At 69.2% G+C, this 16,096-nt stretch carries 18 protein-coding genes; 9 read left to right on the forward strand and 9 right to left on the reverse strand.

Annotated features, from left to right (window positions below):
- Positions 1–154 precede the first annotated feature (154 nt).
- Positions 155–808 carry a sulfite oxidase-like oxidoreductase gene (locus tag AC1U7O_RS02905; RefSeq protein ID WP_479893068.1) on the reverse strand — a complete coding sequence of 218 codons (654 nt, stop codon included), beginning with the start codon at positions 806–808 and terminating at the stop codon, positions 155–157.
- A gap of 226 nt (positions 809–1,034) precedes the next feature.
- On the opposite strand from AC1U7O_RS02905, the gene lpxC reads away from it, so the two are divergent.
- Entirely contained in the window at positions 1,035–1,979 is a 945-nt protein-coding gene (gene lpxC / locus AC1U7O_RS02910) for a UDP-3-O-acyl-N-acetylglucosamine deacetylase (RefSeq protein WP_479893069.1), read from the forward strand.
- Positions 1,980–2,188: 209 nt separating this feature from the next.
- Here the strand turns inward: lpxC and AC1U7O_RS02915 are convergent, their stop codons facing one another.
- On the reverse strand, positions 2,189–2,698 hold the full coding sequence (locus AC1U7O_RS02915; RefSeq protein ID WP_479893070.1) for a winged helix-turn-helix domain-containing protein: 510 nt from the start codon (positions 2,696–2,698) through the stop codon (positions 2,189–2,191).
- Positions 2,699–2,973: 275 nt separating this feature from the next.
- On the opposite strand from AC1U7O_RS02915, the gene AC1U7O_RS02920 reads away from it, so the two are divergent.
- Positions 2,974–3,444: a hypothetical protein gene (locus tag AC1U7O_RS02920; protein ID WP_479893071.1), complete on the forward strand. Its 471-nt coding sequence runs from the start codon at positions 2,974–2,976 to the stop codon at positions 3,442–3,444.
- Here the strand turns inward: AC1U7O_RS02920 and AC1U7O_RS02925 are convergent.
- From AC1U7O_RS02925 to AC1U7O_RS02935, 3 genes are all read right to left on the reverse strand, one after another.
- Positions 3,438–4,055 carry a histidine phosphatase family protein gene (locus AC1U7O_RS02925; RefSeq protein WP_479893072.1) on the reverse strand — a complete coding sequence of 206 codons (618 nt, stop codon included), beginning with the start codon at positions 4,053–4,055 and terminating at the stop codon, positions 3,438–3,440. The two genes, AC1U7O_RS02920 and AC1U7O_RS02925, sit on opposite strands and share 7 nt — an antisense overlap.
- A gap of 5 nt (positions 4,056–4,060) precedes the next feature.
- Positions 4,061–5,083 (reverse strand): WD40/YVTN/BNR-like repeat-containing protein, encoded by a 1,023-nt coding sequence (locus AC1U7O_RS02930; RefSeq protein WP_479893073.1) that lies wholly within the window; start codon positions 5,081–5,083, stop codon positions 4,061–4,063.
- 79 nt (positions 5,084–5,162) lie between these two features.
- Positions 5,163–6,329 carry a lipocalin-like domain-containing protein gene (locus AC1U7O_RS02935; protein WP_479893074.1) on the reverse strand — a complete coding sequence of 389 codons (1,167 nt, stop codon included), beginning with the start codon at positions 6,327–6,329 and terminating at the stop codon, positions 5,163–5,165.
- Between the two features lie 133 nt (positions 6,330–6,462).
- On the opposite strand from AC1U7O_RS02935, the gene AC1U7O_RS02940 reads away from it, so the two are divergent.
- The 4 genes from AC1U7O_RS02940 to AC1U7O_RS02955 all read left to right on the forward strand — a co-directional run bounded on the left by AC1U7O_RS02940 (position 6,463) and on the right by AC1U7O_RS02955 (position 9,909).
- A complete protein-coding gene (locus AC1U7O_RS02940; protein WP_479893075.1) occupies positions 6,463–7,137 on the forward strand; it encodes an LON peptidase substrate-binding domain-containing protein in 675 nt (224 codons plus the stop codon).
- An 8-nt stretch (positions 7,138–7,145) separates the two neighbouring features.
- Positions 7,146–8,120: an ATP-binding cassette domain-containing protein gene (locus AC1U7O_RS02945; RefSeq protein WP_479893076.1), complete on the forward strand. Its 975-nt coding sequence runs from the start codon at positions 7,146–7,148 to the stop codon at positions 8,118–8,120.
- Between the two features lie 108 nt (positions 8,121–8,228).
- Positions 8,229–9,008 carry an ABC transporter permease gene (locus AC1U7O_RS02950; protein WP_479893077.1) on the forward strand — a complete coding sequence of 260 codons (780 nt, stop codon included), beginning with the start codon at positions 8,229–8,231 and terminating at the stop codon, positions 9,006–9,008.
- 28 nt (positions 9,009–9,036) lie between these two features.
- Entirely contained in the window at positions 9,037–9,909 is an 873-nt protein-coding gene (locus tag AC1U7O_RS02955) for a SirB1 family protein (protein ID WP_479893078.1), read from the forward strand.
- Here AC1U7O_RS02955 and AC1U7O_RS02960 read toward each other — a convergent pair whose 3' ends face one another.
- Positions 9,910–10,662 (reverse strand): MBL fold metallo-hydrolase, encoded by a 753-nt coding sequence (locus tag AC1U7O_RS02960; RefSeq protein WP_479893079.1) that lies wholly within the window; start codon positions 10,660–10,662, stop codon positions 9,910–9,912.
- A 6-nt stretch (positions 10,663–10,668) separates the two neighbouring features.
- Positions 10,669–11,142 carry a MarR family winged helix-turn-helix transcriptional regulator gene (locus AC1U7O_RS02965; RefSeq protein WP_479893080.1) on the reverse strand — a complete coding sequence of 158 codons (474 nt, stop codon included), beginning with the start codon at positions 11,140–11,142 and terminating at the stop codon, positions 10,669–10,671.
- 78 nt (positions 11,143–11,220) lie between these two features.
- Between AC1U7O_RS02965 and AC1U7O_RS02970 the strand changes: the two genes are divergently transcribed.
- Complete coding sequence (locus AC1U7O_RS02970; RefSeq protein ID WP_479893081.1) at positions 11,221–11,853, forward strand: HEAT repeat domain-containing protein; 633 nt, start codon at positions 11,221–11,223, stop codon at positions 11,851–11,853.
- 6 nt (positions 11,854–11,859) lie between these two features.
- Here the strand turns inward: AC1U7O_RS02970 and AC1U7O_RS02975 are convergent, their stop codons facing one another.
- Together AC1U7O_RS02975 and AC1U7O_RS02980 are read right to left on the reverse strand one after the other, a co-directional pair.
- A complete protein-coding gene (locus AC1U7O_RS02975) occupies positions 11,860–12,693 on the reverse strand; it encodes a metallophosphoesterase (protein ID WP_479893082.1) in 834 nt (277 codons plus the stop codon).
- The gene (locus AC1U7O_RS02980) at positions 12,690–13,334 is read right to left on the reverse strand and encodes a hypothetical protein (protein ID WP_479893083.1); all 645 of its coding nucleotides are present in this window, start codon (positions 13,332–13,334) and stop codon (positions 12,690–12,692) included. The genes AC1U7O_RS02975 and AC1U7O_RS02980 overlap by 4 nt, the downstream gene beginning before the upstream one ends.
- Before the next feature lie 72 nt (positions 13,335–13,406).
- On the opposite strand from AC1U7O_RS02980, the gene truD reads away from it, so the two are divergent.
- Together truD and AC1U7O_RS02990 are read left to right on the forward strand one after the other, a co-directional pair.
- Positions 13,407–14,459, forward strand: coding sequence for a tRNA pseudouridine(13) synthase TruD (gene truD / locus AC1U7O_RS02985; RefSeq protein ID WP_479893084.1), 1,053 nt, complete (start codon positions 13,407–13,409; stop codon positions 14,457–14,459).
- A gap of 370 nt (positions 14,460–14,829) precedes the next feature.
- Entirely contained in the window at positions 14,830–16,080 is a 1,251-nt protein-coding gene (locus AC1U7O_RS02990) for an ornithine cyclodeaminase, nickel-pincer nucleotide-dependent (protein WP_479893085.1), read from the forward strand.
- The last annotated feature ends 16 nt before the right edge of the window (positions 16,081–16,096 follow it).

Below are 16,096 nucleotides of genomic sequence, written 5' to 3' on the forward strand. Positions count from 1 at the left end.
CGCAAGCCGGGATCCAGCCCCCGGTCCTGGACCCCGGCGTCCGCCGGGGTGACGGGGCGGGAGCGCGACCGACGCCCAGGAGTGGGTTCCATCCGGGGCCGGGTGACGCATGAATGAGAGCCCCCGGCGCCGGCGGCCGAGGCCCGAGCGCGTCTTACCCGTAGCGGTCTTCGTCCCACGGCAGCGCGGTGTTCGAGTAGCCGCGCACTTCCCAATAGCCCGGCCGGTCCTGTTCCAGAAACGTGATCGTCTTCACCCACTTGGCCCCCTTCCAAGCATAGCGCTTGGGTACGAGCACGCGGGCCGGGCCCCCGTGCTCGCGGGGCAGGGGCTCGCCGTTCCAGGTCGCGGCGAGCAAGACATCCTCATCGTCGCAGGCGTCGAGGGGGAGATTGGTCGTATAGCCGTCGTAGGAGGTGAAGAAGACGAAGCGGGCCTCGGGGCGGGGACGCGCGAGATGCAGGAGATGGCGGAAGGCGACGCCAGTCCACTCGTTGTCGAAGGTGCTCCACGTCGTCACGCAATGAAAGTCGGAGACGATCTGCGTCTGGGGTTGGGACAGAAAGTCTCGCCAGGTCCAGGTCAGGGGCCGTTCGACCGATCCCCCCACTGTCAGGGTCCAGGTCGCCGGGTCGATCTCCGGATGGATGCCGAGGTCCAGGACGGGCCAGCCCTTGGTCACGTGTTGGCCTGGCGGCAGCCGGTCGCGCCTGGGCCGCAGATCCTGGGTCACCCCTTCTTCAACCAGGCCTCGCTTGAGCCTGGCCCATTCTTCTTTCTTGGTGATCAAGCGGTCGTTCGGTTCCATGCGGTGGCCTCCGGCGAGCGGCGGGCACTCTAGCACGGGCTTGTCGGAACTCGCAACGGACATGGGAAAGGGCCTCGGTTCCCCGTGAAAAAGCCACACCTGTTAGGTTTTTACCACAGCCTGAACCGGCTACACGCTAATCGTCGTCGTGTTTTCAAGGACTTGCGGAGAATTTTATTGGCACGCCAGTTGCTTTTTCTTCGACGCACCATTGGAGGGAGGGGGTATGCGTCAGCAACAGACTGTGGCTCGGACGGTGACGTGCTCGGGGATCGGGCTCCATTCCGGCAAGCCGGCGACGCTCACCCTTCGTCCTGCGCCCGTCGAGACGGGCATCATGTTCATTCGACTCCATAACGGCCGGCCGGTGGCGGTCCGGGCGGCGGTTTCCAACCTGGTGCCGACGGAGCTCTGCACGGCGATCCAGGTCAACGGCAGCGAGATCAAGACGATCGAGCATGTGCTCGCCGCGTTGGCGGGGCTGGAGATCGACAACGTCTATGTCGAAGTGGATGCCGGCGAAGTGCCGGCGATGGATGGGAGCGCGGCGGCCTTCGTCCAGTTGGTGCGCGCGGCGGGCATCGCCCGCCAGGGCCGGCCGCAGCCCTACCTCAAGATTCTCGAACCGATCGAGGTGAGCGACGGGGCGCGCCGGGTGGTCATCGAGCCGGCCGCGAGCCCGCGCATCACCTATACGATCAGCTATCCCCATCCGCTCATCCAGACCCAGACCTGCGCGTTCGAGTTGTCGGCCGCGTCGTTCGCGGAGCAGATCGCCTCGGCGCGGACCTTCGGCTTCCTGCGGGAGGTGCAGTGGCTCTGGTCCAAGGGGTTGGGGCTGGGCGGCTCGCTGGACAACACGATCGTCCTGTCCGAGGACGGCATCCTGAATGCCTCGGGGCTGCGCTTCGCGGACGAGTTCGTCCGGCACAAGGTGCTCGATCTGATCGGCGACCTGGCCTTGCTGGGCATGCCCTTCATCGGCCATCTCACCGCCGACCGCTCGGGCCACGCGATGCACACGCGATTGGTGGAACAGATCCTCAAGCGGGAGGACGCGTGGGTGCTCGTGAACACCGCCGAGGAGGCGCAGGCGGCGGTCGCGAAGCCCAGGCGCCCCGCCTTCATCGGCGCGGCCGGCGCGACCCTCCACGCCTCGACCCCCTGCTGACCGACTTTCCCCACCGAAGACGTTCAGACCTCGGTCTGACCCTTTCAGCGCGCGGGCAAAAAGAAACGCCGGGAGCGGGTGGCCCCACTCCCGGCGTCGCTGTAGGGGAGGCTTACTTCTTCTTCTTCTTCGCAGCCTTCTTCGTCGCCAAGACCCTCACCTCCTTTCGTGGGCTAAACGGCGTCCACTGCCTCAGCGTGGCTCCGACGTCAGACCGCTTCCGAGAACGGAGCCTCCAACACCTCGAACGTATTCGGCCCGACTTTCTTGAACCGCCGGTCCCGCTTCAGCGAGGTGGCCACAGAGGTCAGGGGGGTTTTCCCCTTGATCTGCATGCCGCCCTCGACTAGGCGCTGGAACAGCTCCTTGGCGTGCATGGCGCGGCGGGCCTCCCGGAGGATCTGGTAGGCGGCTTCGGGCACGCTCATCCCCACGTACTTGCTTCGACCGAGCAGGATTTCGCGGGATTGGTCCGTGACGTCGGTGACGGGAAGGGGGCGCGCCCCCTTTTCGTCGGTGATGATCTGGCTCGACAGGCTGGCGAGCTTGGCCTTGTCGGCCTCGACCCGGTAGAGGGTTTCGGCGAGCTCCAGGTATTTCTTAATGGTGGCAATTTCCTCTTCGAGTCGGCCGCGCTTTTTTTCCAGTTCCTGCAGGCGGTTTTTGTAGACACTGATGCGCTGCTCAAGGCCGACGATGATGTCTTTCAGCTCTTCCACAAGCAAGTCCTCTTGACAGCATGCTTGCTTTGTAGCAGAGCTTCAGAATCCTGTCAACAAAATTTTTTACAAACCGCCATGATATTTTTTGAGCGAAAGGAACAAGCCATCGAATACATTGATTCACCGATATGTCAAGGCTTGATCGTCCCGTATGTCCGCCTTCGCAGAGGCCCGCACCGCCTCAGGTGGGCGGGTTCTCCTGGCCACCCCCAATCGCCTGTGGTAAAGTGAGCGCTCGAACAAGCATCATGCTTACGACCAAGGAGGAGGCTATGCGATTCCCCACCGGTTCCATCCTCGCCCTCGCGCTGCTGATTCCAGTCGGCTGCAGCGCGCCCTACCACGGCGCCGGCCACGGCATGTCCATGGAAAAGGGGCTGGGCGAGGTCAAGGCGATCATCGCCAAGAACGTGAAGGATCAGGACAAGGCGGCGAAGGCCCAAGCCCTCCTCGACGAGATCGTCGCGGAGGTGAAGGCGGTGCGTGAGGAGAACAGGAAGCTGCACGGGCGGCTCTACGAGCTGAACGCCGACTACAACGCCCCGCCCGAGGACTTCACCAAGGTCCTGGACGAGCTGAGCAACAGCCGCATGCGGTCCGCCACGAAGATCCTCGGGCTCCGTTTCAAGATGAAGGAGCTGATGACGGCCGAGGAGTGGAAGGCGGTCAACGACGGAATGAACGAGTATCGCGGGAACTATCAGCGGAAGGAGGCGGGAGGGGACGCGCGGGGCGGCTACTGACCGGGCCGGCGCGCGTCCGCGTCCGGCACGCGGTTCAGGAAGAGCAGTTCCGCCTCGCTCTCGTGCAGGCGCAGGGCGGTCAGCGAGGCGTGGTCGATCCGCAGTTGTCGGCTGGTCCGCAGGCTGAGCGACAGATAGTGGGCGACGACGGCGCGCACGACGTCCGCGTGGGAGACGCAGAGGAGCGGGCCGTCCGGCTGGCGGGCCAGGGCCCGCTCCACCGCCGCCACCGCCCGCGCCTGCACCTCGCCCAACGTCTCGCCCCCCGGCGGCCTCGTCCGCTCCGGCGCCAGGTACAGGTCGCGCCGCGCGATCTCATCCGCGAGGTCCCGCCAGAACAGGCCCTCCCACTCGCCCACCCCGATCTCCGTGAGCCCGCCGTCCTGCTCCACCGGCAGCCGAAGCCGTTCGGCCAGGAGCTCCGCCGTCTCACGCGCCCGGGCCACCGGGCTGGAGAGGAGCAGGCGGACGCCCAGGCCCTCGACGTCGTAGGCGAGCCGCCGCGCCTGCTCGCGACCCCGCTCGTTCAAGGGCACGGGCCGCTCGCCCATGATTTGCCCGCTGACGTTCCAGTCCGTCTCCCCGTGTCTGGCGAGGTACAAGATCGGCATGGGATCTACTTCGCCTCCGCGGCCGTTCCGGCGATCGGGACGCGCGTCCAGGCCTTCCCCCCGTCCCGGCTCACGTAGAGCCCGCTGCCGTTCGTGCCGCAGTAGAGGAGGTTCCGGTCCGCCGGGCTCATGACGAGGGTCCGGATGTTCAGCGTCTCCAGCCCCTCGTTCATCGGCTGCCAGGTCCGCCCGCCGTCGGTGCTCTTCTGCACGCCGGCCCGCCCGCCCGCGTAGAGGATGCGGGCATCGGCGGGGTCGATCACCAGGACGCTCACGAACTGGTCGCCGAGCGATGCGCCGATCCTCGTCCAGACTTCGCCCTGGTTGGTCGTCTTGAACAGGCCCTTGGTCGTGCCCGCGTAGACCGTGCGCGGGTCCGCCGGGTCCACGGCGAGCGTGTTGATGCCGAGGGACAGGGAGGCTTCCAGGACCTCCGCGGGGATCAGGCCGTTGTTGATCTTCTGCCAGGAGGCGGCCCCGTCGGTCGAGCGGTAGGCGCCGCCCGTCGTGCCCGCGTAGAGGATACGCGGGTTCGCGGGGTTGATCGCGAGGGTCACGACGATGTGCACCTCCTTCATCCCGCTCATCATCTCCTCCCAGGTGCGGCCGCCGTCGGTGGTCCCGAAGACGCCGACCGTCGTGGCGGCGTAGAGCGTATCGGGCTGGGTGGGATGGAAGACGAACTGGTTGACGTATGAGACGTGCTCCTTCAGCCCGACGTTGTGGGGGAGCCAGTGCTGGCCGCCGTCGGGGCTCTTGTAGACGGCGTCGCCCATCGTGCCGGCGTAGATCGTCGCGGGGAATCGCGGATCGATCGCCAGCGTCGTCACGCGCCTGGCGCTGAAGTTCGGAAACCGCTCCCAGGTCGCGCCGCCGTCGCGCGTCTTATAGACCGCGTCGTTGGTCGCCACGTACCAGATGCGGGGGTTCGTCGGGTGGATGGCGATCGAAGCCACCGTGTCGCTCTGCCCGCCGCAGGCGGTGAGCCACAGGGAGCAGAGGGCGAGGAGGAGCGGAATCGTGCGCATCGGTTTCCCGGCGGCGGCCGGCCAACCTAACCACAGGGCTCCCCGGGAGTCAAGGACGCGCGCGCCGCGTGCGCCGGCTTCACAGCCGCTCGCGGAACCGCTCCGCGTAGCCGGTCAGCTCGACGTAGCCCTGTCCCGTCGCCGGTCCGCCGCCGGCCCGGCCGGAGACGCCGACCGCTCCCTCCCAGTAGGTCACCTGGGTGCTCCCGCTGGTCACCAGCTCCTGGTCGGCGAGCAGGGGCGTCACGTCGAGCGAGAGGTCGAGGCTCGGCACGGTAAGACGCCAACGGCTCGGATACCGGGCGCCGCTCCTGGGGCTGGTCCAGGTGTCGAGGACCTCCACCCGGATGTCGCCGGCGGTCAAGGGCTGCGATCGGCCGTCGGGCCGGACGATCGTCCCGCTGGACACGGGATCGGCGCTCCCGTCCTTGCGGCGCAGCCGGTAGAACATCAGCTCGGTTCGGTCGTCGAGCTGCACGCTGTACCAATCCCACCCCACCAACTCCTCGCCCAGGTCCGCCGAGCCGAACTCGTGGTCCATCCAGCTCGCTCCCGTGACCGGCAGCGCCCGGCCCTCCACCGTCACCGTGCCGGCGGTTTCCAGCCTCGTGAGCGAATAGTAGTGGGAGGCTTGGCCGGGCTGGGCGCCCTTGCGGCTCACCCCCTCCGCGCCGTGGATCACGGGGGGCTTGGTCGGCGTCAAGGTCAGGTCGATCGCGAAGCCGTCGGCCGCGGCCGTCAGATGGTGGCGGCCGCCCGTCTCCTCCGCGAGCCAGCGGTCGGTCCACACGTGGAGCCGGCCGGGCTCGGCGCCGGCCTTCCCGATGCCCGCGCGGCTGATCTTCTCGGCCCAGCGGAAGCGCTCCTCCGCGAGGTCGGCGAGGGCGAAGTGGGCGAGGTATAGGTGCCGGACGGCCCAGCGGGAGGGATTGTCCCGGATCGATCGGCGTGCGACGCCGCGGCGGAAGAAGGTGAGCTGGTAGCCGAACCGCCGGCCGTCCGCCGCGGTGAGGTGGCCGGTGTAGTACCACCACTCGGTCCGGAAGTCCTCGTGCGAGCCGTGGTCCCGTGGGAACTGATAGACGTAGCCGGGCGACGCCGGCCGGAACCGCAGGGCCTCGTCGTCCGGCCGTGCCGGCATCGCGGCGAGGGCGAGCAGCGCGCCGAGCAGGAGGCAGGCGAGCCGCCGCGACCTCGCCCCCGTCGAGTCCCGCCGGGTTCCTGGTTCGCCGTCGTTCCTCGTCACGGCGGGGGTTATAGCACGCGCCCTCGACGCGCGCCAATCCGCAGGACTGAGGCCGCGATCAGCCGCGTCGTTCCTGCGTGGAACGAGGCTGCGGCCGGTTGACAAGGTTCGAGACCATCGGCTATCGTGGGGCATGCCAAGGGAGTCGGACTGTCCGCGGCCGGGCGTGACGGAGGGAGGGCGCATCCCCGAGCGCCTTCCCCTGTTCCCGCTGCCCAACGTCGTCTTCTTTCCCCGGACGTATCTCCCGCTCCACATCTTCGAGCCGCGCTATCGCGCGATGGTGGCCGACGCCGCGGCGGGGGGCCGGTGCATCGGCATGGCCCTGCTCAAGGAGGGCTGGGAGGCGGACTACTACGGCGCGCCGCCGATCCACGCGGTCGGCTGCGTCGGGCGGCTGGTCGCCGTCGAGCCGCTGTCCGACGGCCGCTCCAACATCATCCTGCAGGGCCTCTCTCGCTACGAGATCCGGGAGGAGCTGCACGAGAAGCCCTACCGCGAGGCCAGGGTCGCGCTCCTGCCCGACGATCCGGGGCCGCTGGCCCCGGCCGTGCGGGCCGAGCTGCTCGGCCTGCTCGGCGAGTACCTGCGCGCGCGCAAGCAGGACCCGCGGTGGGGGGAGCACGGCCGGCTGGAGGCGCCCGACGAGGTGCTCGTCAACTCGATCTCGACCTTCCTGGACTTCACGCCACTGGAGAAGCAGTTCCTGCTCGAGGCGGAGAGCCTCCTGCAGCGGGCCCGCCGCGCCATCGACCTGATCCAGTTCAGACTCTGCGAAGGCCACCCGGCCCCGGGCCGGGAGCGCTGAGGAACCCGATGGGCGCCGCGATCGAAGCCTCCGGGCTGGGCAAGCGGTATGGCGCCGTCACGGCGATCGAGGGACTGTCCTTCCGGGTGGACGCCGGCGAGGTCTTCGGGCTCCTGGGCCCGAACGGCGCCGGCAAGAGCACGACGCTGCGCATCCTCGTCACGCTCCTGCGGCCCACCGCCGGGCGGGCGACCGTGCTGGGGCACGACGTCCTCCACGAGGCGGACCGGGTCCGCCGCCTGATCGGCTACGTCCCCCAAGAGCGCGCGATCGACCGCTTCCTCACCGGCCGCGAGCACCTGGAGCTCCTCGCCGCCCTCTACCATCTGTCGAAGGACGAGACCCAGCGGCGGATTCCCGAGCTGCTCAAGCTCGTCGACCTCGAGGCGCAGGCCGACCGACCCGCCAAGACCTATTCCGGCGGCATGAAGCGCAAGCTGGACATCGCCTGCGGGCTGCTGCCCGACCCCAAGATCGTCTTCCTCGACGAGCCGACGCTCGGGCTGGACGTGCAGAGCCGCCTGCGCATCTGGGACTATGTCCGCCGGCTCAAGGAGCGCGGCATCACGGTCGTGATGACCACCAACTACCTGGACGAGGCGGACCAGCTCTGCGACCGCCTGGCGATCATCGACGGGGGGAAGATCAAGGCCCTGGGCTCGCCGGCCGAGCTCAAGGCCGGGCTCGGCGGCGACATCGTGTCGCTGACCGTCGCCGCGGCGGACCTGGACCGGGTCGAGGCGCTCGCCGCCGCGGTCAAGAGCGGGCCCGCCATCAAGTCCGTCAGCACGAAGCCCTCCGGGCTGGACATTCGGGTCGAGTCGCCGGAGAAGGCGCTGCCGCCGGTCCTGGAAGCGGCCAACCGGCTCGGCTGCCGGCTGGAGTTCATCGAGTACCACCGGCCGCGCCTCGACGACGTCTTCGTCGCGCACACGGGGCACGCGATTCGGGAGGAGTTTCCGCCGGAAGACGTGACGAATTGAAAGGACGCGGGATCGAATCCTTGAAGGATTGCCCCCATGACGCAATCAACGAGGCCGAACCAATCAATGCCTCCAGGCGTCGATGAATCAACTCCATCGAGCACATTGATGAGCGAATATCTCCAAGAGATCGGCGCCCTGACGATGCGGTGGGTGCGGCGGCTGAGCCGGGAGAAGTTCAGCATGCTGTTCACGCTCGTCCAGCCCATGCTGTTCTGGCTGATCTTCTTCGGCAACCTGTTCCAGCGGGCGGCGGACCGGCAGGTCATGCAGGCGCCGAACTACATCAGCTTCCTCGCGGCGGGCGTCGTGGTCATGACCGTGCTCAACAACGGGCTGGCCGGCGGGGTGGACCTCCTCTTCGACAAGGAGAACGGCTTCCTGGAGCGGTTGATGGCCACGCCCATCCGCCGCACGTCCGTCGTGCTCAGCCGATTCCTGTTCGTCACCACCATTACCTGCCTGCAGGTGCTCGTGATCCTGGGCGTCGCCTTTCTGTTCGGCGTCCAGCCGGCCACCGGCCTCGCGGGGGTCGCGGTGATCCTGGTCATCGCCATGCTGTTCGGCGTGGGGCTGACCGCCATCTCCATGGCGATGGCCTTTTCGGTCAAGAGCCACGGCGATTTCTTCTCCGTCCTGGGGTTCCTTTCGCTGCCGATGATCTTCTTGAGCTCCGCGCTCGTGCCGCTCTCGGCCATGCCGGACTGGATGGCGTTCCTGGCCCGATTCAACCCGATGACCTGGGCGATCGACGCCGTCCGGCCGCTGATCCTCTCCGGCTGGGCGGAGGCGCTCCCGAAGCTGGGCATGGTGGTGCTCGTCATGGCGGTGTTCGACGCCCTGTGCCTGTACGGCAGCTCGCGGGCCTTCCGGCGCGCGCTGGGGTGATCGGGCGGGCTCGCCGGCGCACGTGACCATGGCCACCATCGGAGGCAACCAGATCAAGGCGCTCATCCGGCTGTTGTCGGACGACAACGAGCGCGTCCTTCGGACCATCAGGACCAAGCTCGTCGAGGCCGGCGAGGAGGCGGTGCCGCTGCTGCTCGAGGCCGAGATCGAGCAGCCCGCGATGGCCTGCCGGATCGAGCAGGTCCTCGACGAGATCAGGGGCAACCGCCTGGAGGAAGAGCTGCGCCAGCTCGTGCGTGCGCCCGACGAGCAGCCCGACCTGGAGGCCGGCGCCTTCCTCATCGCGCGCTACGCCTACCCCGGCCTGGACGTCGAGCGGTACCGCCGTCAGCTCGACGACATGGCCGCCGAGATCCGCGACCGGCTGGGCCGGCGGGTGTCCGGCGAGGAGGCGGTCAAGACCGTGAGCCGCTACCTCTTCACGGAGCAGGGCTTCCGCGGGAACAGCAAGAACTACTACGAGGCGGAGAACAGCTACCTGAACCGCGTGCTCGACCGCCGCACCGGCATCCCCATCAGCCTCTCGACCCTCTACCTGCTCGTGGCGCGGCGGCTGGGGCTGCCCGTCCACGGGATCGGCATGCCCGGCCATTTCCTCGTCAAGTTCGAGTCCGACCGCTACAAGGTCTTCGTGGACTGCTTCAACGCCGGGGCGCTGTTGACCGAGAAGGACTGCGCCCGGTTCCTCATCCAGGCCGGCTACGGCTTCGACCAGAAGTACCTGCAGCGCAGCACGTCGCGCGCGATCCTCGTCCGGACCCTCAAGAACCTGATCGCCATCTACCACAAGCTGGATGAATGCGTGAAGGAGACCCGGCTCGCGCGGTTTATGTCCATCCTGGACGGGCCGAAGCAGGACGAGTGCGAGTCCGACTCGTAGTCAGACCTTCAGCGACAGCAGGTCCTTCCCCAGCACGATCTTCCCCTTGAACGCGCGCCCCGCCTGGCGGCGCACGTCCGCCCGCTCCGCGACCGGATAAAAATGAGAGAGCACCAGGCGGCCGACGCCGGCCTCGGCGGCCACGCGCCCGCACTCATCCGCCCGCAGGTGGCCGGTCCCCGGATGGCCGGCGGGGAAGGAGCAGTCCAGCACCGCTAGGTCCGCGCCTGCGCACAGGCGCACGAGCGCCGGGCAGTCCACCGCGTCGCCGGAGTAGGCCAGGCTGTGCCCGCCCCGCTCGATCCGGTAGCCCAGGCAGTGCAACCGGGGGCTGTGGACGACCGTCCGCGGCGTGACGCGCGTCTCGCCGATCTGAAAGCTGCGGTCCGCGACCTCGCGCAGGCGCACGCGGAACCGCGCCTGGCGGAAGCCGGGGAAGGAGGACAGGATCGCGTGGAACAGCCGCCTGGTCCCGCGCGAGCCGATGATCGTCAGGTCCGGCCGCGGGGCGACGTGGCGGGCGTAGGAGACCTCGTCGAAGAAGAAGGTGATGAAGTCCGAGAAGTGGTCCGCGTGGAAGTGCGAGAAGAGGAGGTGGGTGAGCCGGTGCCGGTCCACGCCGGTCCGGATCAGGTTCATCAGGGTCCGCGGGCCGAGGTCCAGCAGGAGCGTCTGGTCCGTCTGGACCAAATAGCCCGCCGCCGCCCTGGTCGGATGGACGTTGGTCCCGGAGCCGAGGATGGTCAGGCGCATGAGAGCCTACCGCCCGTTCCTCGCCGCCCTGTCCCCCTGAAAACTATCCCGAATCCGCACCAGCAGCGCCCGTGCCTGGTCGGCTTCGCGCGGCGTGAGGGCACGTTGGAAAAATGGCCGCAGGAAGTCGGCGTGGGCCTTGAAGGTCTTGCGGAAGAGGGCCTCGCCCTTCTCGGTCAGGCTGATCCTGCTGCGGCGGCGGTCCTCGGCGACCGTGTCGCGCCGGATCAGGCCCTTGCGCTCCAGCCGGTCGAGCACGCCGGTCAGCGTGCCCTTGGTGACGAGCGTGGCCTCGGAGAGCTCCGAGCAGGTCATCCCCTCCGTGTCCCCCAGCGTGGCGATCACGTCGAACTGCGAGGGCGTCAGGCGCATGGCGCGGATGTGCCGGTTGTCCAGCCGCGCGAAGGCCAGGTAGGCCTCGACGAGCGGGCGCAGCACCTTGAGGTGGGGATCGTCCTTAAAGTCCGGGAGCTGCTCCATGGCGGGTCCATGGTAGGACTAGCTAGGAGCACAGTCAAGGTGGCGGATTTCCGGACCATCCGTTATGATGCGGCCGCCATGGCGACGGACGCGCGGCAGGGCCAGCCCAACCTCATCCTCATCCTGGCCGTGGTCGGCCTGATCGTCGCGGCGGTCTGGGTCTGGAAGCGCCTTCCCCTGGACCTGCGGGACGAGATCGTCGAGCGCGGCGTGCCGATCGCGCTGGCGACGCTCGCGGCGGGCGTGGCGGTCCTGGCCGTGGTCCGGAAGGTCCGCCGCCGCCGGCAGGTGCGCCGCCGCCTGGCGCAGCTCATCGCGCGGTTCCAGCGCGAGCCGTCGCCCGAGAAGCGCCTGGACCTGGCCTTCGAGCTGATCGAGTTGAACGACTACCGGCGCGAGGGACTGGAGGGGGTCGCGCCGGCCCTCCTGGAGCTGTTCACCCGGACCCTCAAGACCGCGCTCGGCGACAAGCAGCACCGCGTGCGCGGCATGGCCGCCAGCCACCTGGGCGTGCTGCAGGACGCCTCGGTGATTCCCCTCCTGCTGAAGGCTTTGGAGGACGACCACGCCTATGTCCGGGGCTGCGCCGCCCTGGCGCTCGGGCGCATGCGCGCCGCGGTCGCGAAGGCGCGGCTGGAGGAAGTCGCGAAGGACGACTGGGATCAGACGGTGCGGAGCCGTGCGCGAGAGGCGTTAGAACGAATCAAGTAACGAGGACTATTCCGCCCATTCGATCAGGAGGATCTCCGGCGGGCAGTTGAGCCGGATGGGGAGCCCCGACCAGCCGAGCCCGCGGTTCACGTAGAGCCGGTGGCCGTTGCGCTCGTGCAGGCCGGCGATGCGGCCGCGGCAGCCGTAGGGCGTCCAGAAGGGCCGGATGCCGGGAATCCGCCACTGGCCGCCGTGGCTGTGGCCGCTGAGGATGAGGTCCACGGCGTGGGAGTCGTGCAGCAGGTCCAGCACCATCGGAGCGTGGGCCAGCAGCACCGTGAAACGGTCCGGCGCGGGCGGGGGAATGCAGCGCAGGTCCGCCCGGTTCGTCGAGGGATCGTCGAGCCCGACGATGGACAGCTCGCCGCCGGGGAGGGGGATGAACGTCGCCTCGTTGACGAGCAGCGTCAGCTTATGCCGGTCCGCCAGCTCCTTGAAACGGTCCACGCCGACGCGGCTGAAGTGGTCGTGGTTGCCCAGCGTCATGAAGACCGGCGCGATCCGGCGCAGCCCGGCCAGGAATCGGAAGGCGTGCGGCAGCCCGGCCGATCGGTTGATCAGGTCGCCGGTGACGAAGATCCAGTCGGGCTCCAGCCGCTCGATCTCGCGCAGCGTGTCGTCGTGGCGCGGCCGGTATTGGTGGACGTGCAGGTCGGTGACCTGCACGGCCCGGCGTCCGGCGAGGGGCCCGTGGCGGGGATCGAGCTTCGTCACATGAGGGGGGAAGAGGCCCACCTCGAAGTGCGGCAGGCAGGCCAGCGTCGCGTGCAGGCCGCGCTCCACCACCTCGGAAGCCGCGAACCAAGCCCGGCGGTACCAGGGGATCGGGGCCGGGATCATCCGGACACCCGGTTCAGCGTCGCCATGTCCTGCTCCGTGAAGCGGTAGCCGCGATCGAACAGGGCGCTGAGGCTCGCCATGACCGCCTCCATGTCGCCGTCCCCGCGCAACGTGTCGAACTTGTCGCTCAGCACGGCGAGGTGGGCCGAAGGGGCGAGCCGCGCGTCGTAGGGAAGGCCGAAGGATTCGAGGAGGTCCCGGATCTCCCCGGCGCTGTAGGCCAGGTCGTCGTTCCGGTCCCCGACGAGCGCCAGCTCGTAGAAGGTCAGGCTGATGGAGAGCGTGGACTGCCGGCGGCTGAAGTCGTCGCGCGCGGACTCGAGGCCGCCCGGATAGCGCTGGTCGCACTCCCGGGCCTCCAGGGTTCGTACGCCGGGAGCCCGCCGCGTCGCCGACACCCCCTGGGCCTGCGGGCGCGGCGGCTTCTGAAAGCGTTTTTGGTAAAACCATTCCGTGCAGAGCTGGGCGTCGAGAAAGGTGCGCTTGTCCGCCTGGATCTGCCGGCCGATGTGGGCGGTGAAGTCGCCGAACAGGTCGCCGGGCTCGTCGCCGACCGTCAGGGGCAGGGCCGGGAGGGGGGCGGCCCAGGCGGCGAGCGCAAGGGTGAACGGCAGGATGGCTGAGGCGGTCTTCTGGCGCATGGATCGGATGGATATCGGCGTGCGGCCTGAGTATACCATGGCGCCGGCGCCGCCTGTAGGGCCGGGGCGGCCATGAGGGCCGAGGCCGGCGACCTCCGCGCGCCCCTGCCCTACCTGACGGGGGACATTCCCGGCATCGGCGGGGTCATCCGCGCGATTCCGGAGGACTTTCGGGTGGAGGAGCGGCCCCTGTACCTGCCCTGCGGGGAGGGGGAGCATCTCTACCTGCGGATCACCAAGCGCGGCCTCTCCACGCCGGAACTCGTCAAGCGCCTCTCCTCGACCTTCGGCGTCAAGGCCGTGGGCATCGGCGTCGCCGGCCTCAAGGACGCCCAGGCCGTCACGACCCAGATGGTCTCGGTGCACGGGCTCGCGTCCGACACGGTGGCACGGCTCCGGCCGGACGGCGAGGTGCTGGCCGTCGAGGTCCTGGGCCGCCACCGCAACCGGCTGCGGCCCGGCCACCACGCGGGCAACGTCTTCCGGCTCGTCGTCCGGCAGGTGGACCCACGCGCGGCGGCCTCCGTGCCCCTGGTTCTGGAGGTCCTCGCCCGCCGGGGCCTGCCGAACTTCTTCGGCCCGCAGCGGCAGGGCCGCGGGGGGCTGAACTACCGTCTCGGGGAGGCGTTGCTGCACGACGCGGGGCGTCGGGCCGGGATGTCGCGGTCCAAACGGATGTGGTACGTGAACGCCTACCAGTCGGAGATCTTCAACCGGGTGCTCGCCCGGCGGCTCGACTCGTTCGACCGCGTGATGGCCGGCGACTGGGCGATGAAGCACGAGAACGGCGCCTGCTTTCCCGTCGAGGACGCGGAGCGGGAGCAGCCCCGCGCGGCGGCCTTCGAGATCAGCCCCACCGGCCCCCTCTTCGGCTCGCGCGCGCCCTGGGCGACCGGCGAGCCGGGGCGGATCGAGCGGGAGGTCGTGCGCGAGTTCGGGGCGACGGAGGAGTCGCTGAAGCAGGCGGCGACCGCCTGCGGGTTCCGCGGCGAGCGCCGTCCCTTCCGCGTGCCGCTCCGGGACCTCACCTGGTCGCTGGAGGGAACCGCTCTCACGGTGTCGTTCATGCTGCCGCCGGGCGCCTACGCGACGAGCCTCCTCCGCGAATTGATGAAAACCGGCTAGTGTTGCGTCCCACGAGTTCGCAGCCGCGTCATGCCGGCGGAAGTTTACCCCGGACCTGTTCAATCCGGGGCCGGCATCCAGGATCTTGCCACGTCGCTGGATTCCGGCTCGCGGCCGCTCAGTGCCTTGTCCGCAATGACGAAAGGAACTGACGGGACGCGACCCTAGCCCGCATGATTCATGACGGTTCGTCGCGAAACCGTGGAGTCGCGTCGCGAGACGGGCGCGTGGAGCCGCGAATCCGGGCTCCTGCGACCCGAGAGCATCCTGGATGCCGGCCTCCGCCGGCATGACGCGGCTGCGAACTCGTGGGACGCAACACTCGTGCGCGGGCGTGGTAGAATTTCGGCGTGGTCGCCGTGAGGAGCCTATGGCCGCCTTCCAAGAGACCGTCGTCCTCCACGGGCACATCATCGACTCGCTGATCCTCGCGAAGGTGCTGGACACCATCCTGATGATGGGCGGCGCCTTCGACTTCGCCGAGGTGCGGATCGGCAAGACCCGCGAGGAGCCTTCCCGCGCCAGGATCATCGTCCGTGCTCCCTCGGCGGAGCTGCTGGCCGAGATCCTCCGGGCGATCCAGCCGCACGGCGCGGCGGTGGAGCGGGAGGCCGACTGCGTGCTGGAGCCCGCCCCGGCGGACGGCGTCCTGCCGGAGGAGTTCTACGCGACGAGCCACTTCCCCACCCAGGTCTGTCTCCAGGGCCGATGGGTCGAGGTGGAGGGCATTGAGATGGACCTGGCGGTCCGCGTGGAGCCGGGACTGACGGCGGCGCGTGCCCTGCCCATGGGCGGGGTGAGGCGGGGCGACCTCATCGTGACGGGCCGGCAGGGGATCCGCGTGCTCCCGCTCGAGCGGCCGAAGGAGCGGGACGTCTTCAGCTTCATGCAGGCGCAGGTGTCGGCCGAACGCCCGCACGGCCACATCATCGCCGACATCGCCAAGCGCATGCGGGCGATCCGCGAGGCGCGCGAACGGCTCGGCGAGGGCGCGGGCGGGCGCGTGCTGCTGGTCGGCGGGCCGGCGATCATCCACGCGGGCGGGCGGGAGGCCGCGGCCTGGCTGATCGAGGCCGGCTTCATCCATCTCCTGTTCTGCGGCAACGCCCTCGCGGCCCACGACATGGAGGCGCACCTGTTCGGCACGTCGCTCGGCTACGCGCTCTCGGCCGGCCGCGTCGTCCCGCACGGGCACGAGCACCACCTGCGGACCATCAACCGTATCCGCGCGATCGGCGGCATCACGCAGGCCGTCGAGACGGGGGTGATCACGACCGGCATCATGGCCGCCTGCGTCCGCCGCCGCGTCCCCTTCGTTCTGGCCGGGTCCATCCGCGACGACGGACCGCTCCCCGGCGTCATCACGGACACGATGGCGGCGCAGGCCGCCATGCGGGCGGCGCTGCCGGGGGTCAGCCTCGCGCTGCTCGTCGCCTCGACCCTCCATGCCGTCGCCGTCGGCAACCTCCTCCCGGCGACGGTGGCGACCGTCTGCGTGGACGTGAACCCCGCCGTGCCGACCAAGCTGGCCGACCGCGGGAGCTTCCAGGCGGTCGGGCTCGTGATGGACGCCGCCTCTTTTCTGCGGGAGGTGGCCCGGGAGCTGGGCTGGAAGGGGTAACGCCCGCGGAGGTCCG

The organism is Candidatus Nitrospira neuquenensis (genome assembly GCF_979578155.1).

Excerpts from the sequence above, each read along its gene's own strand:
- AC1U7O_RS02905 (WP_479893068.1), bottom strand. The coding sequence starts at position 808 with ATGGAACCGAACGACCGCTTGATCACCAAGAAAGAAGAATGGGCCAGG.
- lpxC (WP_479893069.1), top strand. The coding sequence starts at position 1,035 with ATGCGTCAGCAACAGACTGTGGCTCGGACGGTGACGTGCTCGGGGATC.
- AC1U7O_RS02920 (WP_479893071.1), top strand. The coding sequence starts at position 2,974 with ATGCGATTCCCCACCGGTTCCATCCTCGCCCTCGCGCTGCTGATTCCA.
- AC1U7O_RS02925 (WP_479893072.1), bottom strand. The coding sequence starts at position 4,055 with ATGCCGATCTTGTACCTCGCCAGACACGGGGAGACGGACTGGAACGTC.
- AC1U7O_RS02930 (WP_479893073.1), bottom strand. The coding sequence starts at position 5,083 with ATGCGCACGATTCCGCTCCTCCTCGCCCTCTGCTCCCTGTGGCTCACC.
- AC1U7O_RS02940 (WP_479893075.1), top strand. The coding sequence starts at position 6,463 with ATGCCAAGGGAGTCGGACTGTCCGCGGCCGGGCGTGACGGAGGGAGGG.
- AC1U7O_RS02945 (WP_479893076.1), top strand. The coding sequence starts at position 7,146 with ATGGGCGCCGCGATCGAAGCCTCCGGGCTGGGCAAGCGGTATGGCGCC.
- AC1U7O_RS02950 (WP_479893077.1), top strand. The coding sequence starts at position 8,229 with ATGAGCGAATATCTCCAAGAGATCGGCGCCCTGACGATGCGGTGGGTG.
- AC1U7O_RS02955 (WP_479893078.1), top strand. The coding sequence starts at position 9,037 with ATGGCCACCATCGGAGGCAACCAGATCAAGGCGCTCATCCGGCTGTTG.
- AC1U7O_RS02960 (WP_479893079.1), bottom strand. The coding sequence starts at position 10,662 with ATGCGCCTGACCATCCTCGGCTCCGGGACCAACGTCCATCCGACCAGG.
- AC1U7O_RS02965 (WP_479893080.1), bottom strand. The coding sequence starts at position 11,142 with ATGGAGCAGCTCCCGGACTTTAAGGACGATCCCCACCTCAAGGTGCTG.
- AC1U7O_RS02970 (WP_479893081.1), top strand. The coding sequence starts at position 11,221 with ATGGCGACGGACGCGCGGCAGGGCCAGCCCAACCTCATCCTCATCCTG.
- AC1U7O_RS02975 (WP_479893082.1), bottom strand. The coding sequence starts at position 12,693 with ATGATCCCGGCCCCGATCCCCTGGTACCGCCGGGCTTGGTTCGCGGCT.
- AC1U7O_RS02980 (WP_479893083.1), bottom strand. The coding sequence starts at position 13,334 with ATGCGCCAGAAGACCGCCTCAGCCATCCTGCCGTTCACCCTTGCGCTC.
- truD (WP_479893084.1), top strand. The coding sequence starts at position 13,407 with ATGAGGGCCGAGGCCGGCGACCTCCGCGCGCCCCTGCCCTACCTGACG.
- AC1U7O_RS02990 (WP_479893085.1), top strand. The coding sequence starts at position 14,830 with ATGGCCGCCTTCCAAGAGACCGTCGTCCTCCACGGGCACATCATCGAC.